This window comes from Bacillus sp. NTK074B (assembly GCF_017303375.1).
GTDB lineage: Bacteria > Bacillota > Bacilli > Bacillales > Bacillaceae_B > Rossellomorea.
This window is the reverse complement of sequence record NZ_JAFKOH010000005.1, coordinates 56,844-76,764: the sequence shown is the minus strand read 5'-3', so window position 1 is coordinate 76,764 and position 19,921 is coordinate 56,844. Positions and strand designations below refer to the sequence as shown.

The 19,921-nt window shown below is 43.2% G+C and carries 20 protein-coding genes; 9 read left to right on the top strand and 11 right to left on the bottom strand.

Features of this window, described 5'->3' with window-relative positions:
- Positions 1 to 58: 58 nt before the first annotated feature.
- The gene (locus JI667_RS10015) at positions 59 to 1,414 is read right to left on the bottom strand and encodes an MATE family efflux transporter (RefSeq protein WP_206852646.1); all 1,356 of its coding nucleotides are present in this window, start codon (positions 1,412 to 1,414) and stop codon (positions 59 to 61) included.
- Between the two features lie 98 nt (positions 1,415 to 1,512).
- Positions 1,513 to 3,276 (bottom strand): alpha-glycosidase, encoded by a 1,764-nt coding sequence (locus JI667_RS10010; RefSeq protein ID WP_206853046.1) that lies wholly within the window; start codon positions 3,274 to 3,276, stop codon positions 1,513 to 1,515.
- 291 nt (positions 3,277 to 3,567) lie between these two features.
- Between JI667_RS10010 and JI667_RS10005 the strand changes: the two genes are divergently transcribed.
- The 5 genes from JI667_RS10005 (at position 3,568) to JI667_RS09985 (ending at position 9,860) form a co-directional block, all read left to right on the top strand.
- Positions 3,568 to 4,842 carry an extracellular solute-binding protein gene (locus JI667_RS10005; protein WP_206852644.1) on the top strand — a complete coding sequence of 425 codons (1,275 nt, stop codon included), beginning with the start codon at positions 3,568 to 3,570 and terminating at the stop codon, positions 4,840 to 4,842.
- Between the two features lie 149 nt (positions 4,843 to 4,991).
- The gene (locus tag JI667_RS10000) at positions 4,992 to 6,278 is read left to right on the top strand and encodes a carbohydrate ABC transporter permease (protein ID WP_206852642.1); all 1,287 of its coding nucleotides are present in this window, start codon (positions 4,992 to 4,994) and stop codon (positions 6,276 to 6,278) included.
- Position 6,279: 1 nt separating this feature from the next.
- Positions 6,280 to 7,122: a sugar ABC transporter permease gene (locus tag JI667_RS09995; RefSeq protein ID WP_206852640.1), complete on the top strand. Its 843-nt coding sequence runs from the start codon at positions 6,280 to 6,282 to the stop codon at positions 7,120 to 7,122.
- Between the two features lie 38 nt (positions 7,123 to 7,160).
- Positions 7,161 to 8,699: an alpha-amylase family glycosyl hydrolase gene (locus tag JI667_RS09990; RefSeq protein WP_206852637.1), complete on the top strand. Its 1,539-nt coding sequence runs from the start codon at positions 7,161 to 7,163 to the stop codon at positions 8,697 to 8,699.
- A gap of 126 nt (positions 8,700 to 8,825) precedes the next feature.
- Positions 8,826 to 9,860, top strand: coding sequence for a LacI family DNA-binding transcriptional regulator (locus JI667_RS09985; protein WP_206852635.1), 1,035 nt, complete (start codon positions 8,826 to 8,828; stop codon positions 9,858 to 9,860).
- A gap of 65 nt (positions 9,861 to 9,925) precedes the next feature.
- Here JI667_RS09985 and JI667_RS09980 read toward each other — a convergent pair whose 3' ends face one another.
- The 5 genes from JI667_RS09980 to JI667_RS09960 all read right to left on the bottom strand — a co-directional run bounded on the left by JI667_RS09980 (position 9,926) and on the right by JI667_RS09960 (position 14,688).
- On the bottom strand, positions 9,926 to 10,798 hold the full coding sequence (locus JI667_RS09980; RefSeq protein ID WP_206852633.1) for an SDR family oxidoreductase: 873 nt from the start codon (positions 10,796 to 10,798) through the stop codon (positions 9,926 to 9,928).
- 264 nt (positions 10,799 to 11,062) lie between these two features.
- Entirely contained in the window at positions 11,063 to 12,409 is a 1,347-nt protein-coding gene (locus tag JI667_RS09975) for a CoA-disulfide reductase (RefSeq protein ID WP_206852631.1), read from the bottom strand.
- Between the two features lie 69 nt (positions 12,410 to 12,478).
- Entirely contained in the window at positions 12,479 to 12,970 is a 492-nt protein-coding gene (locus JI667_RS09970; protein WP_206852629.1) for a YajQ family cyclic di-GMP-binding protein, read from the bottom strand.
- A 671-nt stretch (positions 12,971 to 13,641) separates the two neighbouring features.
- Positions 13,642 to 13,773: a DUF3941 domain-containing protein gene (locus JI667_RS09965; protein ID WP_206853045.1), complete on the bottom strand. Its 132-nt coding sequence runs from the start codon at positions 13,771 to 13,773 to the stop codon at positions 13,642 to 13,644.
- A 57-nt stretch (positions 13,774 to 13,830) separates the two neighbouring features.
- Complete coding sequence (locus JI667_RS09960) at positions 13,831 to 14,688, bottom strand: DegV family protein (RefSeq protein ID WP_206852628.1); 858 nt, start codon at positions 14,686 to 14,688, stop codon at positions 13,831 to 13,833.
- Positions 14,689 to 14,855: 167 nt separating this feature from the next.
- Here JI667_RS09960 and JI667_RS09955 point away from each other — a divergent pair, with 167 nt between their 5' ends.
- Together JI667_RS09955 and JI667_RS09950 are read left to right on the top strand one after the other, a co-directional pair.
- Entirely contained in the window at positions 14,856 to 15,710 is an 855-nt protein-coding gene (locus JI667_RS09955) for a YitT family protein (RefSeq protein WP_206852626.1), read from the top strand.
- A gap of 54 nt (positions 15,711 to 15,764) precedes the next feature.
- Positions 15,765 to 16,502, top strand: coding sequence for a BsuPI-related putative proteinase inhibitor (locus JI667_RS09950; RefSeq protein ID WP_206852625.1), 738 nt, complete (start codon positions 15,765 to 15,767; stop codon positions 16,500 to 16,502).
- Positions 16,503 to 16,544: 42 nt separating this feature from the next.
- Here JI667_RS09950 and JI667_RS09945 read toward each other — a convergent pair whose 3' ends face one another.
- The 3 genes from JI667_RS09945 to JI667_RS09935 all read right to left on the bottom strand — a co-directional run bounded on the left by JI667_RS09945 (position 16,545) and on the right by JI667_RS09935 (position 17,802).
- Positions 16,545 to 16,736: a DUF3813 domain-containing protein gene (locus JI667_RS09945; RefSeq protein ID WP_206852624.1), complete on the bottom strand. Its 192-nt coding sequence runs from the start codon at positions 16,734 to 16,736 to the stop codon at positions 16,545 to 16,547.
- A complete protein-coding gene (locus JI667_RS09940; RefSeq protein WP_206852623.1) occupies positions 16,736 to 16,879 on the bottom strand; it encodes a hypothetical protein in 144 nt (47 codons plus the stop codon). The genes JI667_RS09945 and JI667_RS09940 overlap by 1 nt, the downstream gene beginning before the upstream one ends.
- 107 nt (positions 16,880 to 16,986) lie before the next feature.
- Positions 16,987 to 17,802 (bottom strand): Cof-type HAD-IIB family hydrolase, encoded by an 816-nt coding sequence (locus JI667_RS09935; RefSeq protein ID WP_206852622.1) that lies wholly within the window; start codon positions 17,800 to 17,802, stop codon positions 16,987 to 16,989.
- Positions 17,803 to 17,990: 188 nt separating this feature from the next.
- Between JI667_RS09935 and JI667_RS09930 the strand changes: the two genes are divergently transcribed.
- Positions 17,991 to 18,764, top strand: a complete 774-nt coding sequence (locus JI667_RS09930; protein WP_206852621.1) for a prolyl oligopeptidase family serine peptidase — start codon at positions 17,991 to 17,993, stop codon at positions 18,762 to 18,764.
- 78 nt (positions 18,765 to 18,842) lie between these two features.
- Entirely contained in the window at positions 18,843 to 19,151 is a 309-nt protein-coding gene (locus tag JI667_RS09925; protein ID WP_060670294.1) for a metal-sulfur cluster assembly factor, read from the top strand.
- A gap of 69 nt (positions 19,152 to 19,220) precedes the next feature.
- On the opposite strand, the gene JI667_RS09920 is transcribed toward JI667_RS09925, so the two are convergent.
- Positions 19,221 to 19,913 (bottom strand): Crp/Fnr family transcriptional regulator, encoded by a 693-nt coding sequence (locus JI667_RS09920; RefSeq protein WP_206852620.1) that lies wholly within the window; start codon positions 19,911 to 19,913, stop codon positions 19,221 to 19,223.
- Between the last annotated feature and the right edge of the window lie 8 nt (positions 19,914 to 19,921).

Genomic DNA, 19,921 nt, shown 5'->3' with positions numbered 1-19,921 from the left:
AAAAAGTCAGCTCGGTTTACGAGCTGACTCTATTGGGTGGGGCGGAAGGTTCGTCCCTCTAAATGGCGTCTCTGTCACTTTGGGTGAGGCGTTTGTGGATCCAAACTTTGGATCGCCAGCGTTTGAGCATGATGATTCCCCTCAGCCATTCGTCTGCTATGAAAGAGATCCAGATTCCGATCAGTCCGAGGCCGAACCAGATTCCAAGTATATAGGAGAGGGTGACGCTGACTCCCCACATGGACAAAATCCCCATATAAACGGGGAACCGTACATCGCCTGTTGCCCTGAGTGCGTTGATGACCACCAGGTTAAAGCTTCTTCCCGGTTCAAGAATGATCGTCAGGTAAATCAAGGTCTTACCGAGAGAAATGATTTCTTCGTTGCTCGTGAAAATCCGGAGGAGCGGTTCTGCGGCTAAGGAAAATATACCAGCCATGATAAGAGAGATAACAATGGCGATTTTCAAGCTTTTTAAGCAACGATCGTAGGCACTGTCAAAATCCTTCGCTCCAACCATATGTCCGATGATGATCTGTGTTCCCTGGCTGATGGCCACACTGAATAAAAAGATGAACATCATAAGATTCTGGGCATAAACCTTTGTCGTCAGTGCATTGGTTCCGATGCTTGCAATGAAATACGTAATAACCATCTGAGATCCATTGTAGGACAGATGTTCTCCGGCAGAGGGGATCCCGATGCGCAAAAGATTCTTAACATGGAACATAGGAAGGCGGAATAATGCCCCGAGTGGAAGAGCGCTTGGTATTCGCTTCCATATGACGATAAGACTAACAATGAGTCCGATCATTCTTGAGGTAATGGTGGAAATCGCCACCCCTTCTACCCCCAGCACGGGTACGCCTAATGGTCCGAAAATGAATAAATAGTTCCCGATAACATTGATGATATTCATTCCGATTGTGATATACATGGCATCTTTCGTATAGCCGTAGCTTCTCATGATGGCGCCTGCTGTCATGATCAGGGCCTGTATGAAAGCGAACCCTCCTACGATCTTTAAATAGGAAGAGGCCTCACTTATGAGAGGACGTGGAAGATCCATTGATAGAAGGATCGGTTTGCTGAAAAATACTAGGGCTATACTCAGTAATATCCCGAATACCAGATTGACGGCAATGGAAACGATGGAAACTTCCCCGGCCATTCGATTTTCTTCGGCTCCTAAATGCTGGGCGACAAGGATGGCGGTACCCGTTGCAACAAACCCGAACATCACTATGATAAGAGAAAGGATCTGGTTGGACACCCCGACAGCCGCAACTGAGTCGTCCGAGTATTGACTCAGCATTAATGTGTCCGCGTTCCCCATGAGCATGTGAAGGAATATTTCTATGAAAATCGGCCAGGTCAATGCGAATAGGGTCATGTTCTTTTGATTCTTGCTCATACGTGTCCTCCTTTAGTTGGCCTGAAGGGAGGCCAGTCTTCTTAAACAGATAATGGGACTACCCATAGAGGTGTAGTCCCGTAATTAGTGAGTGCATTTTACTGAAATTGGAGGATGGCAAAATCGAATCCTTTAAGCGTTACTTCGATTGACTCTGCTTCAGCAGCAAATTCCTCTCCGCTCCAGACATTCGTGATTTTTTTACCCTTTAGTTGAAACGGCAGTGTGTAGGTGGTTGATTCCTCACTGCCGTTCAATATGACAAGGACCGTTTCCTCCCCGTTTGATTTGGTGAAGGCAAGACAATGCTCGTGCATGTCACCAGGTAAGAAGGAGAGATTTCCTTCATTCCTGAGTAAAGGAAGCTCACGTCTGAGGGAGATATGCTTTTTGATATGCTCGAAAAGTTCTTTATTATGCTGATCTTCCTCCCAGGGGAAGCATTTTCTGCAGCCGGGATCCTGTCCCCCTGTCAATCCAATTTCATCTCCGTAATAGATACATGGCGTTCCGATGAATGTCAGCATGAACGTGTATATTTGTTTAACGCGGCGTATGTCTTCTCCGCATTCTGTCAAAATACGGGGGGTATCATGACTTCCAACAAGATTGAAATTCACCTCATTCACGGTTTTAGGATACATATGAACGACAGACGTCATATTCTCAACGAAATGAGCAGGAGAGATCGTTTGCTTGGCGAACAGATTCAGGATGTTCGTCGTAAGTGGATAGTTCATGACCGCATCAAATTGGTCCCCTCTTAGCCACGGCATGGAGTCATGCCAGATTTCACCCAGAATGTACACGTCAGGTTTGATGCTCTTGACTTCTTTTCTGAATTCACGCCAGAAATGGTGGTCCACTTCATTGGCTACGTCCAAGCGCCATCCGTCAATATCGAATTCATTGATCCAATAACGTCCGACCTCCAATAAATACTTTCGTACTTGTTCGTTTTCAGTATTTAACTTCGGCATAGTGGGTTCGAAAGCAAACGTATCGTAATTGGGTGGCTTGCTCTCGATATCCAGAGGAAAATCATGAACGTGGAACCAATTGTGGTAGCGGGATTCTTCTCCTTTTTCCAAAACATCCTGGAACTGCTCGAAATAGAAACCACTATGATTGAATACAGCATCCAGCATCACTTTGATTCCGTTCTCATGACAAACTCTAATCAATTCCTTCATTGTTTCTTTTGAACCAAACTGCGGATCGATTTCAAAATAATCAATCGTATCATATTTATGGTTGGAATGCGCCTTAAAGATGGGGGTGAAATAGATTCCTGTAATTCCAAGTTCTTTGAGATAGGATATATTCTGAGTCACACCTTCCAGATCCCCGCCGAAGAAATTGGTTGGTGTCGGATCTGTACTGTTCCAAGCAAGGACTCCTTCAGGGTCGTTTTCTGGATTGCCATTCGCGAATCGTTCCGGGAAAATTTGATACCAGACTGTATCCTTCACCCAGGAAGGGGCTTTGAACACATCGATGGAATTCAAGAATGGGAAGCAGAAGAAATCTCCAATATCACTGGAAGGGGATCCGTCGAATCCTTTTTCTCCGTAAAATACTTCCTCTGTTTCATCCTCGAGAAGAAATCCATATCGAAGCCGCCTGTAGGGAGGGGTGATGGGAGCGAACCAATAATCAAATAGATGATCAGAACCGGTAAGTACCATATCTTTACGATCGTACAACCATTTCCCATCTTCCCATTGATAAGGATCACCATGGAGAAGAGTGACATGGCTTATATCACTCTTCTTTGTGCGTAGTCGAATGTGTAATTCTTTATCAGTGCAAGCGTATGCATAATTGTCTTTCGGTCTATGATAAACAGCTTCCAACAGCATCATCGTTCCTCCTCATTTCTATTTCCATTAAAGAGTATTCTAAACAAGCTTCTATGTCAATAATACGATAGTAAAGGAATAAACCGTTTTCTTTTTTCTATTAACTATTAAAAAAAATTCAAAAAAGTATTGTCAAAAGGATTATAGTTTGTATAATAAGAGATAGGTTGTGCAATCGTTTTCACAAAAATATGTAAGCGATATCTTTTGAGTTTTTTTGATAGGGTGTGCAAGCGTTTGTTCAATCTGTAAGTTGAATCGATAGTTTTAACATATTTAGGAGGGGTCGAGATGAAGAAAGCGTTATCATTGTTGATGGTAATCATGCTTGTATTAGGGGCGCTCGCTGCTTGTGGTCCAAACCGTGAGGAAGGATCGGGTGACAGCGGAGAGAAAAAAGCTGACGATGCGAACAAACCTGAAAAGCTGGTTGTCTGGGAAGATAAAGAAAAATCCGGTTGGCTAGATGAAGTAGGTGCCAAGTTCGAGGAAGAAACAGGCATCAAGGTTGACGTGAAAGAAGTCGAAATGGCTTCTAAAATGAAAGAACAACTACGTTTAGACGGTCCTGCAGGAACTGGCCCGGACGTATTGACATTACCACATGACCAAATCGGTGAGCTTGCTCTTGCAGGGCATATCGCTCCTTTAGAAGTGGATGGGGACATTGAAAAACGTTTCACGGAGTCTTCTATGACAGCTGAAAATTATGATGGGAAGTTATATGGTCTTCCAAAATCTTCTGAAACGCCTGTATTTGTTTACAACAAAGCGTTGATGGAAGAAGCACCAAAGACAATGGATGAGGTTTACACTTTCTCTAAAGATTTCACAAAAGACGGAAAATATGGTTTCTTAGCACTTTGGGATAACTTCTATTTCGCACATGCACCGATTGGTGGATTCGGCGGATATGTATTTGCTGAAAAAGACGGAGCACTGGATGCGAAAGATCTTGGCTTAAACAATGAAGGTGCTGTTGAAGGTACTGAATATATTCAAAAATGGTACAAAGAAGGACTATTCCCTAAAGGAATCATCGGGGAAAATGGTGGATCGGCACTTGACGGTCTTTTCGGAGAAGGAAAAGTGGCATCTGTCATGAACGGACCTTGGTCTTTCCAAGGCTATAAAGATGCCGGCATCGACATCGGTATCTCTGCCATGCCTAAGCTTCCAAACGGTGAGCCGATGAAAACGTTCATGGGTGTTAAAGGATGGCATGTGTCAGGCTACTCTGAAAATAAAGAATGGGCTCAAAAATTCATTGAGTTCATCACTCAAGATGAGTATGCAAAGTTACGTTTCGAACAAACTCAGGAAGTTCCAACAAACGAAGGTTTGATCGACGATCCAGCTATTGCTGACAATCCGGGAGCAAAAGCGGTTGCCGAGCAATCTCAATATGCTGTTCCAATGCCGAACATCCCTGAAATGGGTGAAGTATGGGACCCTATGGCTGATTCCCTTCAAACGGTTGTAACAGGTAAGCAAGAACCAAAAGCGGCACTTGATGCAGCAGTGAAGCAAATTGAAGAAAAAATCAAAGCAGGTCATTCCAACTAATCACTTACATAGCGGTACCTTCTCATCTTGAGAGGTACTGCTATCCTTTTAAAGACCATTCCAGGGCTTTTTAAGGGAAAAATGTAGTTCTTTTCTTAAAAAGCTCTTGAAGCTTATCAAAATTGTGAACGTAGAAAGGGGAATATAGGATGGAGCAACAATCCTATCAAACAAACAAAAGAAAAACTGCACTGGCCCTTTCCCTAATCCCTGGATTAGGTCAGATGTATCATAGACAGTTTCTAAAAGGCGGATTTTTCCTCATCATGACAGCTGCTTTTATCCTTGTCTTCCGTGATTTAATCGGCTATGGATTATGGGGGATCACGACCCTTGGGACAGACATTTCATATGGAGACCATTCCATTTTCTTAATGGTATACGGTATTCTCGCCATCATTGTATGTATTTTAGGAATCGGCTTTTACCTTTTCAATCTTCGGGACGCATATAAAAATGGAGAAAAGAGAGACAGGGGTGAGAAGCCCAGCACGATCCGGGAACAGTACAGAAATCTGATTGATAATGGATTTCCGTATCTCATCATGTCACCGGGATTCTTGCTTCTTGTATTCGTCGTTATCTTCCCGATTATCTTTGTCGTCTTATTAGCGTTTACTAACTACGATTTGTATCATTCACCGCCTGCCAAGTTAGTCGACTGGGTAGGGTTTCAAAACTTTGTTGATATTTTTAAGATTGATATGTGGAGAGAAACATTCATTACGGTGCTTGCCTGGACGCTTGTCTGGACGTTCGGTGCGACAACTCTTCAAGTGGCACTTGGTGTATTCCTCGCCATACTCGTTAACCAAAAGGACTTAAAAGGGAAAGCCATCATCCGTACGGTGTTCATACTACCTTGGGCGATCCCGGCTTTCGTTTCGGTTCTTGTTTTCGCCGGTATGTTCAATGAATCATTCGGAACGATCAATCGTGACATCCTGGGGTTCTTCGGCATTGAAGACTTACCTTGGATGACCGAACCGATGTATACACGAATTGCTCTGATTGGAATTCAGGCTTGGCTTGGTTTCCCATTCATCTTTGCCATGACAACGGGGGTTCTTCAATCGATTCCTGATGAGCTTTATGAGGCAGCAACGGTGGACGGGGCATCCGCTTTTCAAAAGTTTAAGAATATTACGCTGCCCCTTGTTCTTTTTGCAACGGCACCCATCATCATTACGCAATATACGTTTAACTTTAATAACTTCAACGTGATTTACTTATTCAACGGCGGTGGACCGGCTTTAACCGGCCAAAATGCAGGTGGGACGGATATCCTGATATCCTGGATCTACAGTCTGACGATGACATCCGCACAGTATTCGAAAGCTGCAGCCATTACAGTATTATTGTCCATCATCGTGATCACTGTAGCAATCTGGCAGTTCAAGAGAACGAAGTCATTCCAAGAAGAGGATATGATGTAATATGAATATGAAGAGACAGAAACTCATACGTTTAACACTTTCATACGCAGCCATCGGAATCATGTTTGCCATCATTCTTTACCCGGTTGCCTGGATCATCGGGTCTTCATTCAACCCGGGGCAAAGCTTATCCGGATCATCGGTTATCCCGAAGAATGCAACACTGGCTCATTATAAAGAGCTTTTTGACCTCGAGAAAAGTAATTACATGATATGGTACTGGAATTCATTGAAGGTCAGCTTGTCTACGATGGCCATTACCGTCTTACTGGTCAGTCTAACCGCGTATTCTTTTTCCCGATACAGATTCGCTGGACGTAAAAATGGGTTGATGACATTCTTGATCTTACAGATGATTCCGAACTTTGCCGCGCTGATTGCGATTTTCGTATTAGCGTTATTAACAAAACTTTTAGATACGCATATCGGTTTGATCCTCGTATACGTAGGTGGTCAAATCCCTATGAACACATGGTTGATGAAAGGATATCTGGATACGATCCCGAAAGAGCTTGATGAATCAGCTAAGATGGACGGAGCAGGACATCTGCGAATCTTCTTCCAGATCGTCATGCCTCTTGCGAAACCAATCATTGCGGTTGTAGCACTGTTTTCATTCATTGCTCCATTCGCGGACTTTATCATTGCAAGTATCCTGTTACGTTCAGAAAAAATGTACACATTACCGGTTGCCCTTTATGATATGGTGGCAAAACAGTTCGGGGCCGAATTTACGACATTTGCTGCCGGATCTGTTTTAATCGCTGTGCCAATTGCTCTATTATTCCTGTTCTTCCAGAAATACTTCGTTTCAGGATTGACGGCAGGGGGTACAAAAGGATAATCTTATAGGCGTTACTAACAATTTTAGGAGGAGCGGAGATGAAAAGAAGAGTATTATCTCTCATTTTAGTCCCGTTTCTTCTTTTTTACGCCCTTCCGGTAGGAGCAGTTGAAAAAGAAGAACGAAAATGGCAGGATGAAACCATTTACTTTTTGATGGTCGATCGCTTTAATAATGGGGATATGAGCAATGATGAAAATGTAAATACAGAGGACCCAAAGGCCTATCAGGGCGGGGATTTCCAAGGAATCATCGATAAACTTGATTATATTAAGGATATGGGATTCACCGCCATTTGGCTGACTCCGATCTTTGATAATCAACCCATGGGCTATCATGGTTACTGGATCACGGATTTCTATAAGACCGAAGAACATTTCGGCTCGATGAAAACATTCAAGAAGCTTGTGGCCGAAGCACATAAGCGGGATATGAAAGTCATGCTGGATTTTGTGGTGAACCATGTCGGACCGGAGCACCCTTGGGTAAATGACCCGGATAAAGAGGATTGGTTCCATGACAAGCAGGCGATGAACTTTACTAATGAAGAAAGTCTGCAGAATGCGTGGTTATATGACCTTCCTGATTTAAATACAGAAAATCCCGAAGTAAAAAACTATCTGTTCGATGCTGCCAAGTGGTGGATCAAAGAAACAGACATCGACGGGTATCGACTAGACACAGTCCGTCATGTCCCTCAAGAATTCTGGGAAGAGTTCAGTGAAGAGGTGAAGTCGGTCAAGGATGACTTTTACCTCCTGGGAGAAGTGTTCGACCGTGATCCTGATAAGATTGCTGCGTATAATGACGTCGGGATCGATGGATTCGTCAATGTGCCTCAGGCAGAAGAAACGCGCACTGTCTTCCAAAAGCCGGATACCTCCATGGAGAGATTATTCAACTTTTGGAAATACAATGAAACCTATTATGATAATCCATACTTGATGGGTACCTTCATTGATAACCATGATATGGAACGCTTTACTAGATTGATTGTAGAAGAGAAGCTATTTCCGGGTACGAGGTGGAAGCTTGCCCTGACCTATATGTATACAACTCCAGGTATTCCGATTATTTATTACGGATCGGAAATCGCCATGGACGGGGGAAACGATCCTGACAATCGCCGTTTTATGAATTTCAGGGCTGATGAAGAACTGATTGATTACATCAGTCGTCTAGGAGAGCTCCGTCAACAATACCCATCATTGACGAGGGGGGATATCGAACCGATATACAACAAAGACGGCATGGGCATCTTTAAACGGACATACGAGGATCAAACAACTGTTATAGCCATCAACAATTCAAGTGAAACACAAAATGTTCAATTGACAAAAGAAGAACTGGCGGATAATCATGAATTAAAGGGGTTAATGGGCGATGACCTTATACGCAGTGATAAAGAAGGGAATTATCATCTCGTCCTTGACCGTGAAGAAGCAGAGATTTACTTGCTTAAAAACAAGAGTGGGCTGAATTATCCTTATCTATTTACACTGGGGATTATGTACGTATTATTTCTTCTGTTCCTCTACTTCGTATGGAAACGGGGAAAAGGAAAGAAGCAGCATTGAGAGTTGTGGGGATCTTGTATAAGATTCCTGCTGCCATCTTCAAAAATGATAAATTGGAAGCGTTTTAATTAAATGGAAAGACCTCCCGCTGCGGGACTGCGTTTTTCTAAAGAGGGGGTGGAATGAATGGCGGTCACCATAAAGGATGTAGCAAAGCTTGCGAACGTGGCACCATCTACGGTATCGCGGGTTATCGCAAATAATCCAAGAATAAGCGAAAAAACAAAACAAAAAGTACGGGAAGCGATGGAGCATCTGGGGTATCACCCTAATTTCATTGCAAGGAGCCTGGCCAATCAGTCCACTCAAGTGTTAGGGCTTGTATTACCGGGTTCGGCCAGTACTTTTTCGCAAAACCCATTCTTTCCGACGGTATTAAGAGGTTTGAGTGAAGGGGCACAGGAAAAACAGTATGCTCTTCAGATGTCCACTGGTCAATCCGAAGAAGAGATCTATGAAGGAGTCGTCCAAATGGTCCAAGGTGGACGGGTGGACGGGATCATCCTGCTTTATTCAAAGGTAGAAGATAAAGTCATGAACTATTTGAAAGATCGGGACTTCCCATTTGTCGTTGTCGGAAAGCCTTATAAATATTGCGAAGAAATCACACATGTGGATAATGATAACTTCCGGGCAACGAAGGAAGTAACGGATTACCTCTTGGAACTCGGGCATGAATGCATCGGCTTTATCGGGGGAGATTTGAATCTCGTCGTGACCGTTGAGCGCTTATTAGGGTATGAAAAGTCCCTCAGGAATGCAGGGATTGATATGAAGGACGAATACATCATCCATGAAGAATTTCTTCGGGAAGGGGGACGTGAGGCGATCAATGAGCTCATGCAGCTGGAAGATCCACCAACGGCTCTCGTCGTGGCAGATGATTTAATGGCTCTTGGTGTCTTGAACACTCTTGATGAGATGGGCATACGTGTGCCTGAAGATATCTCCATTGTCAGCTTCAATAATGTACTCCTTGCCGAGATGTCACGGCCGCCGCTCACATCGGTGGATATCAATATATACAATCTTGGGAATGAGGCAGCGAAAAGCCTGATCCAAAAGATTGAAAACCCGAAAGAGCCAATCAAAAGAATCATTGTCCCGCATCACATTGTGAAGAGATGTTCATGCAGTGAGCGAAAAGTGAAAGAGAAATAAAAAGCGGCTAAAAAGGCATGAGACTCCTCTGGGAGGAACCTCAAAGCTTTTAGCCGCTTTTTTTGTCATCCGTTGATGACGGTGCCGCCATTGATATGAATCATCTGTCCTGACACATAGCTGGAATCTTCACTTGCAAGGTAAACATAGGCAGGCCCTAATTCAAATGGCTGTCCCGCCCTTCCGAGAGGGGTGTTGGCTCCGAATTCTGCCACCTTTTGCGAACTGAAGGTAGATGGAATCAAAGGTGTCCAGATCGGTCCGGGAGCTACCCCGTTCACTCTGATACCCTCGGATGCAATATTCTCCGAAAGCGATCGGGTGAAGCTGACGATGGCACCCTTAGTGGAAGAGTAATCGATGAGAACCTTATTGCCTTTATACGCCGTGATCGAAGCCGTGTTGATGATCGAAGCCCCTTTCTTAAGATGTGGAAGAGCAGCTCGCGTCAAGTAGAACATGGAGAATACATTCGTTTTGAAAGTACGCTCCAGCTGTTCATCGCTTATATCCGTCAGGCCCTCTTGTGGATGTTGTTCAGCTGCGTTATTCACAAGGATATCAAGCTTACCGAACTCGGATATCGTTTTATTCAGGATTTCTTTGCAAAAAGTGGAGCTTCCGACGTCTCCCGGGAAAAGGATACACCTGACTCCTTCTGCTTCTACCAACTCCTTCGTTTTATTAGCATCTTCATGCTCATCCAAGTACGAAATGGCCACATGGGCCCCTTCCCTTGCAAAGTACCAGGCAACCGAACGGCCGATTCCACTGTCGCCACCAGTAATGAGGGCTACCTTTCCGTCTAATTTGCCGCTGCCTTTATAATTTTGATCCGTATGAATAGGTTGAGGGTTCATTTCATCCACCGTACCAGGCTGATGGTTCTGATGCTGAGGTGGAAATGTCTGGTTTTGGTTTTGTTCTTGTTGAGACAATGAAAACACTCCTTTTATAGTTTAGGATATCTTAAGATAGTGTTTACCCGGAAAAAATAATTATTAACGTGATTTTTTGGGAGGGGGTGGTGTAAATACCTTTATTGGGTAGGTGAATCCAGCCGGAATAGAAAGGAATCAGGCCATCTCTATCAAAAATGAAGCCAATTATCTAATCCTACCACCATCAAGACTCTTAACCTGCATGAGCCCATAAAAAAACAGGCCCCTGCCAAGAGAAGCCTGTCTGTCATTTCATTATTCTTAATTCATCATGCCAGAACCTTTATAACCAATCATATTCAACAAGCCTTTTGGTGAAGAAAAGGGAGGGGCGTAGCAGGTTTCGATTTCCTGGAGATCGGTAACCGTCAATCCACCGTAAATGGCAGTGGCCAGGGTGTCGATTTGTTTATCAACACCTTCACCCCCTACCACATTACCACCAAAGATTTTACCCGTTTCAGGACAGAAATGAACTCTTACGTATACGTCCTGAGCGCCGGGGTAGTATCCGGCATGGGATTTTCCTTCATGCATTGCCGTTTTATAGGTATACCCCTTATCTTTTAACTCTTTTTCCCCCAATCCCGTGGAAGCGATGGAAAGATCGAATACTTTCGCAATGGCTGTCCCGAGCATACCCTTGAATGGGACAGGGCTTCCCGATAAATGTCTTGCGATGATATAGGCTTGCCGATGGGCAGGCCAGGCAAGGGGTACTTGTTTCGGCGTACCGTCAATGAAATCGATGGACTCGACAACATCCCCGACAGCATAGATGCAGGGGTCATCCGTTTGCATAAACTCATTGGTCACTACCCCGCCTGATTCACCGATGGATAACCCTGCTTGATTTGCCAATTCGTTTCTGGGTTTTACCCCCACTGATAGGAGGATGAAATCCGATTGGAATGTTTCTCCGCTCTCCAGTTTCAACGTATACTCCGGTAGTACTTCTTTCAGACCATCATTTGTGTACAGTTTAACATCCTGCCCAATGATATGATCCTGCAACTGCTTAGCGGTTTCAGCATCAATGATGCTGATGACATGTTCGGATCGTTCGACGATGTTCACCTTCATCCCGAGATGAGTGAAGTTTTCAGCCATTTCCACCCCGATGAAACCGCCGCCTATAATCGTGCATGTTTCAGGCTTTTCTGTTTCTAAGAATTGCTTGATTCTGTCCATGTCTTCAACAGTTCTGAGATGGAAAGCAGGGATTTGCTGAAGGCCGGCTATGTCGGGGAGAAAGGGAGACGCGCCTGTAGCGATGACCAGGTAATCAAATGATTCCTCATAATCATTGTTACCGTCATGATCCCTAATAAGTAACGATTTATTGTCACGATCAATGTGTAACGCTTCATGATGCATCCTGACATCGATATTCTTCTTCGTATGTAAACGTTCAGGAGTCGCTGCAAACAGACTTTCACGGTCCTTGATCACTTCTCCTAAATAATAGGGCATGCCACATGCACCGTAGGATAGGTAAGATGTTTTCTCAAGAAGGATAATCTCGATTTCGCTGTCAACCTTCCTGATTTGGGATGCCGTTGTCGCACCGCCGCCGACGGCACCTATAATGATGACTTTTTTCTTCATGTTTTTCCTCCTAAATGAAAGAAGTCTAATGGAATTATTGTACCCATTAGACTTCTTTGAAAAACCGTTTTAACGGAAGTTTACGTATTGTACATCAATGGATAAATCGGCTTCGCGGATTGCTGCGATGATCTTTTGAAGATCATCTTTGCTTTTTCCGGTTACCCGCACTTGATCATCCTGTACTTGGCTCTTAACCTTCACGCCGGAATTCTTGATAATGGTGTTGATTTTTTTTGCGTTTTCTTTGTCGATTCCTTGAATGAGCTTCGCGCGCTGACGGACTGTACCTCCAGATGCACCTTCAAGCTTGCTGTAATCCAAGTTCTTCACTGGAACATTACGTTTGATCAGTTTGCTTAGAAGGACGTCTTTCAACTGATTCATTTTGAATTCATCATCTGAGACAAGAACAATTTCCTCACCGTCTAACTTTATGTCACTCTTACTTCCTTTGAAATCATACCGTGTTTGTACTTCTTTCAATGCAATTTGAATCGCATTGCTTACTTCTGACATATCCACTTTGGATACGATATCAAATGAACTTTCCTTTGCCATATGTAACCCCTCCATATTTTTTTCTTCTTTCATTATAGACAAGCTGTGAGGGGACATACAACTTCTTTGTCGGGTGGAAGTGGATTTTTTATAAAGGTTGAGAGGGTAAGTCGAGAATATATGAGAAACGTCTAAACTTTTTCATGGGAGTTGAAATGAGGCTGTTTTCGCAAAGATTGTTGCTATTCGTATCCAAACTAAGATTTTCGATGCTCTGTCATTTAGGTTGTGGTGCAGGAGGGTGAAGGGAACTGCTCCGCTTTCCACGGACGTTCGGCCGAGCCTCCTCAGCAAACCGCTTCCGGGGTCTCGACACGCCCGTTTTCCGTAGGAGTCTACGCAGTTCCCTTCACCCTCTAGAGTAGTAAGTAGTTGACAGAGCAAAATGGTATGTGATCATCAGTTTAATAAGAGTAAAGGACTATGAAATAAAAACAGTCACTGCAACGAATGAAAAAGAACTGGCATACGCAATCTCCTCATTTTCTTTGTGATAGTCAAACTTTTCGTCAGCCGAGGAGGCTCACCGCCAGCCCCGCGGAAAGCGAGCACCACTCGCTGCAATCAACCGCCACTCGCTACATCCGAAAGCAACAATGTTTACGAAAATAGCCTAAAATAAAAAAAGCACGGCCTCATGAAAGAGCCCGTGCCTTCTTCCAGTCCATCCCTTACAGATGGTCCGTCTTCTTAGAGTATTGATTTTTTCCTGCTTTTCGGTTCACTTCTTTGATTTTATTCTTCTCCTGGCGCAGGGCGTTGTTGTCTCTTGCCTTTTTTTCATTATCAGATGTATGTGACATGGTGATACTCCCTTCCATATTAGATCTCCTCTTTAGTATGAGGAGTAGGAGGGGAGTTTATGAGCATCGGTTCAGGAAAAATATGGCTAAGGTTCCTGTTCCTGTATGAGATCCTATCGCACACCCGATAATACTGATATAGACATCTTTCGGTGAGAATTTTTCCTGAATCAGTTGTTTCATTTCCAGAGCGAGTTCTTTGTCATCACCGTGACTGATGGCGATGACCTGATTGGAAAGGTCTTCTCCGCGCTCTTCCATCAATTCAAGAATGCGTTTAAGAAGTTTCTTTTTTCCGCGCATTTTTTCAATCGGGACGAGCTTTCCATCTTCCACATGCAGAAGAGGTTTGATGTTCAACAGCCCTCCGAGAAAGGCAGAAGCTTTTGAAACGCGGCCTCCTTTTGCGAGATATTCTAAATCTTCTACGGTAAACAGGTGTTCCATGTGTTCAGAGTTGAACCTTGAGGCTTGTATGATTTCCTCCTTGGTTCCACCATTCTGGAGAAGTTCAGCAGCTTTCATGACAACCAAACCGTAGCCAAGTGAGGCGCATTTTGAGTCAATGATTGTCAAGTCGATATCCGGGTACTCCTCTTTTACCTGGTCGCGGATCATTACAGCGGTTTGATACGTCCCTGAAAGTTGGGAGGAGAAAGCTACGTATATGCCTGATTGATTTGATTCTGCAAGCTCAGTGAACTTTTTTAAGAAAAGGTCGGGTGATACTTGAGACGTTTTAGGCATATATCCTTTCCTGATTTTGCTGAACACCGTTTCGGGTTCAATAGTGATCAAGTCCTCGTAATCTTGACCATCTATATGTACTTTAAGGGGTAGAAGCTCTATGTTGTGTTCCTTGAAATAGGCAGCTGGAAGATCGCTTGCACTATCGGCAAATAATTTAACTGTCATCCTCATCATCCTTTGACTGGTCTTATAGTTTCAGTCTAGCTACTTTTGATGAAAATAACAATCGATTAAACATGAATTTGAAAGAAAAAGATGATTAGCAGGGGGAGTTTAGTTAAGATATAATGTGGAACATAGAAACTAACAACAAGATATTAGGAGGTATGTGTATGTCCAGAAACCATGTTCAGCTGGAAGCTAAGAAATTTGTCGTAGTGTTGGTCGGATCCCTGTTAGGGGCCATTGCCATGAATTTCTTTCTTATACCAGCAAACGTTTATGCCAGCGGCTTTACTGGACTCGCCCAGTTGCTGTCAAGCCTACTGAAGGAATTTGCACCGTTCAATATTTCAACAGGTATATTACTTTTCATCCTTAATATTCCGGTAACCATTCTGGGATGGCTGAAGGTGGGCCGTTCCTTTACTGTTTATAGCTTTATTTCGGTATTTTTGACCTCCTTTTTCCTAGAAGTGATACCAGTCATTAAATTATCACCGGATATTCTCCTTAATGCGGTATTTGGTGGGGTGATTGCGGCGATTGGTGTAGGGATCACGTTGAAATGGGGGGCATCCACCGGGGGAATGGACATTATCGCCATGATCCTCTCCAGAATGAAAGATAAGCCTGTCGGGTCCTATTTCTTCTTGATGAATACCGTTATCATCACGTCTGCAGGCTTCCTTTACGGATGGGAAAAAGCATTGTATACGTTAGTCACTTTATATGCCTCTACACGAGTGATTGATGCCATCCATACCCGCCACGAGAAGCTAACGGCCATGATCGTCACGAAGAAATCAAATGAATTGAGGGAAGCCATTCATTCCAAGCTGGTGAGGGGAATCACCACTTTACCTGCCAAAGGGGCATTTTCTGGTGAGGATAAAGAAATGTTAATCATCGTCATTTCAAGGTATGAATTATATGAGCTTGAACATACCATAAAGGACGTAGATCCCAATGCATTTACGAATATTGTCCAAACCACCGGGATATTTGGATTCTTTAGAAAAGATTAAATTCTCATGTTTAACAAATACTAAAGGTGATCCTAGATAGAAAGGGGCATCACCTTGAAAGCCATACTGTATATACTTATCTGCTCCATCCTGTTTATGTCTTCCTCCCTGACCGTCGGTGCCGGGAGAGTACCTTTGATTTTTTCAGTAGATGCACTTCCTGGAGAAGAAGGAGTCGAGATACAACTGCTTCTTTACAACAATAGCGAACGAGACATGAACATCACATTCCCCACGAGTCAAATGTTTGAATTTACAATTAAAAATGAGAAGGGAAAAGTGGTTTACCGATACAGTGAAGGGAAATCATTTTTACAGGCTTTACAGACCACCGAGTTGAAACGGAGAGGCACTAAGATTTTGAAAGAAAGTTGGGATTATGTTCATGGAGGGAACCGCGCGCCTGCGGGTGACTATACAATTGAAGCGGTGCTAATGGGAGAAGATATGAATGGTTTCAATCATCCCTTACGTGCTACGGCTTCTTTTCAAATACCTGAAGAAAATCCCTCTTTCAGAAATGTGAAGATTCGAGAGATTAAAGGGGTCTATACCGTGAGCGGACAAGCCCGTGTATCAAATGGAAGTTTCTATTATTCCGTTGAAGATGGACATAGAGTACTAATACCAGAAACGTTTCAAAAGGTGAATAAAGAAGCACCTAATTGGTCAGACTTTACCATTATTCTTAACCAGGTGAAAGGGAAAAACGATAATCTGATCGTGAGCTTGTATGAGCGGGATGCGGGAGATGGGAAGATTGTTCATCCCTTTGTGATTGCCATTCCATAAAAACAGGGTTGTCCAAAGAGGGCAACCCTGTCTTGACCTTCATTATGATAGGCGGTTTAACTCATCTTGAAGAGCATGAAGTTGGTGTTGTTCTTCAACATTCGAGTTTGCGTAAGCAGAAGACAAAGCATTCTTTGCTTTATCAATGGACATGTGAGCATCTTCTCCTGAACTGCAAGCCTTCTTAGCAGAAGAGACAGCCGTACGAGCTTGTTGAAATAATGGATTGCTCATTATTCAAGCCCTCCTGATTCGTTGGAAGCAAGCTTCTTCGCCTCGGCTTCAGCATATGTGAGATGATACGGGATTCGCTCATCATGTTTTGATACAGCAATTTTACCTTGTTGTACAAATCGTTTTGATTTATTTCTACCCATTACTACCACCCCTTTTGCAAGTTGGAACGCAGCGTTGCGTTCTTTACTAGTATGGCTTTTGAGAAGGAATCATACAGTAAGAAGATATACCCACCGCTTCCAATTGTTTAGAGGTCGAAGCGTTTTTGTAAATAGCGTCCGATGCCATCGTCTTCATTTGAAAGAGTCACTTCATTTGCGATATCTTTCAGGGGATCAATGGCATTCCCCATGGCAACGCCAGTCCCGGCGTATTCAAGCATTTCAAGATCATTGTCTTCATCCCCGAATGCGATGATTCTTTCTTTTGGGATGTTTAAAGAGGAAGCTACACGGTCAATGCCCACCGCTTTATTCAAACCTGTTTTAACGATTTCTATGATATGCCATGGCGCAGCCCAGCGGCGATGGTCGATTAATTCAGCATGGACATCATCTAAATGTGCACGAATCTCTGCAACGTCTTCTTCCTCAGCATGGATGAGCATGGAGGTGGGGTGATCTGACAGTACATTGCGAATATCGCCTGTAGAAATGGATGGATTCCCCATCATAAAGACATCAATGATCTTTTCATCATGATAGTGGAGATAAACATCATCCATCACTTCTGCAACAATGTTGCGAAACTTAAACTCTTCACAGGCATCGATAATCTGTTTCGCCACTTTTAAATCCATCGGTTCATGGTATAGTCCCCACGATGGATCGGATGGGTGATGCACAAAAGCACCGTTGAAGTTAACGATGGGGGTTTCAAGCTGCAATTGTTGATAGTACAATTCACTCGCGCGAAAAGGCCTTCCCGTTGCAATCATCACTTCGTGTCCTTTAAGGCGTGCTTTTTTCAGTATATCGTGGGTTTTGGATGAGATTATCTTCTCATCGGTTAATAATGTTCCGTCGAGATCCAGAACAATCAGATGTTTTTCTTGTGAGTTCATCAATTCAAATCCCCAATCTTATTGGTTTAAGGCTACTCTAGTGTATCGTGACAGCTTGAACGTTGTCTATATCCTGCTTATTGGCTTTAACGAATGTTTACAAACGCTTACGATTTAAATATTATACATACTACCAAATCTAGGATATCATAGTAAAGTGAAATGCAGTCAGGAGGGGGAGGACAAACATGATTCTAGTCGATAGTTCAAATTTTCAGAACATCCCATTTCTTCATCTTGTAAAGGAAGAGAATATAGATAAACCGCTACCCACATGCTTCTTCATTCATGGCTTCACGAGTGCGAAAGAGCATAATCTTCACTACGCCTATCTTCTTGCGGAGAGAGGATTCAGGGTGATCCTTCCCGATTGCTTAGAGCATGGAGAACGGTCAACTGGGAAATCCGAATATCAATTAGGAGAAGACTTTTGGAAGATTGTCTTAAATACGATTCATGAATTATCGATCTTAAAAGGATACTTTGAAGAAAAAGCCCTCATCCTTCCGAATGGAATCGGAGTCGCCGGTACATCCATGGGAGGGATCGTGACATTAGGTGCCATGACACAATATCATTGGATATCCACTGCCGTTTCATTGATGGGTAATCCTACATATGTAAAGTTTGCACAGGCACAGCTGTCTCAAGTAGAATCTTCAGGATATGAAATACCTTTCAGCGAAGAGGAAATTGATCAGATGATGAAAGAACTTGCACGCTACGATTTAAGCCTTCAACCTGAAAAGCTTGCCGGCAGACCACTCATGTTCTGGCATGGGAAACGGGACAAAGTTGTACCGTTCCATCTGACCCGGGAATTCTATGAAAGGATTTTACCTTATTATGAAAAGAATGAAGACCATTTGCTCTTTATAGAAGATGAGAGAGCTGATCATAAGGTGTCGCGGGACGGAGTGTTACGACTCGTCGAGTGGTTTAGTAAGCATCTATCAGCTTAACCTTTTGTTTTATACCTGTTTATTTGTTAAGATGAGTAGTGAAAATGGATAAAAGACAAGCATAAAGGAGTGATTAGCATGGATCAGGACCTTAAAGATAATATGATGGGTGCATTGGAACAGGTTGTCGACCCTGAATTAGGAATAGACATTGTTAATTTAGGTTTAGTATATGATGTTGATCTGGATGAAGAAGGGAAGGCAACGGTCACCATGACATTGACGTCAATGGGGTGCCCGCTTGCAGGAACCATCGTCGATCAAGTGAAAACGGCACTTAGGGATATTCCCGAAGTCAAAGAAACTGAAGTAGACATCGTTTGGAATCCACCATGGAGCAAAGACAATATGTCAAGATATGCGAAGATTGCATTAGGCATTCGTTAATTGCAAATATTTATAAAATCCCCATGGGGCAATTCAATTATTGCTCCATGGGGATTTTACTTAGCTCTTCTAATTGATACGGCAGATGGAAACGGGACAATTTTCACAGTCGATTTCATCTTTCAGATGATTCAGATCCAACACAATGATATATCCCTTATCCACAACAAGCACGCCTTCTTTCTTCAAGTCACTAAGCAGTCTGTTCACGACTTCCCTGGATGAACCACAAAAGTTGGCCAATTCCTGATTCGTCAATGGTAAATCAATCAGGACACCATTTTCCAAGGATTTACCATAACTGTTGGTCAAACGGATCAGGGTAGAGTATAGGGCACCTTTTTTGCCATGTAGAATCAGGTCGCGGAATTTGGTCTGATTCTGTCGGTTTTGGTGTTGAATCCATTTCAACCATGTAATCGTCAGATCACCGTTCCCTGAAAGCTTCTCTTCGAAGATTTCCTTCCCTAATACAAAAATCTCCGAATTCTCAAGCACCTTCGCACTGAGCATGTAGGTGGCTTCCTTGCAAAATAACGTTAACTCCCCGATGACATCATCATTTGTACAGATGCGGAGGGATAACTCGCGTCCATCAGGAATGACTTTACTGATTTGAACGCGGCCTCGTTTGATTAAATATAGCTCGTGAGCCGATTTTCCTTCCTGAAACAGGAAACGTCCTTTTTTCACGATTCTCACGTTGTTTTTCTCAATAAATAATTGCTTTATCCCACTAGGAATTTCAAGATTTTCATTCATGAAATCAC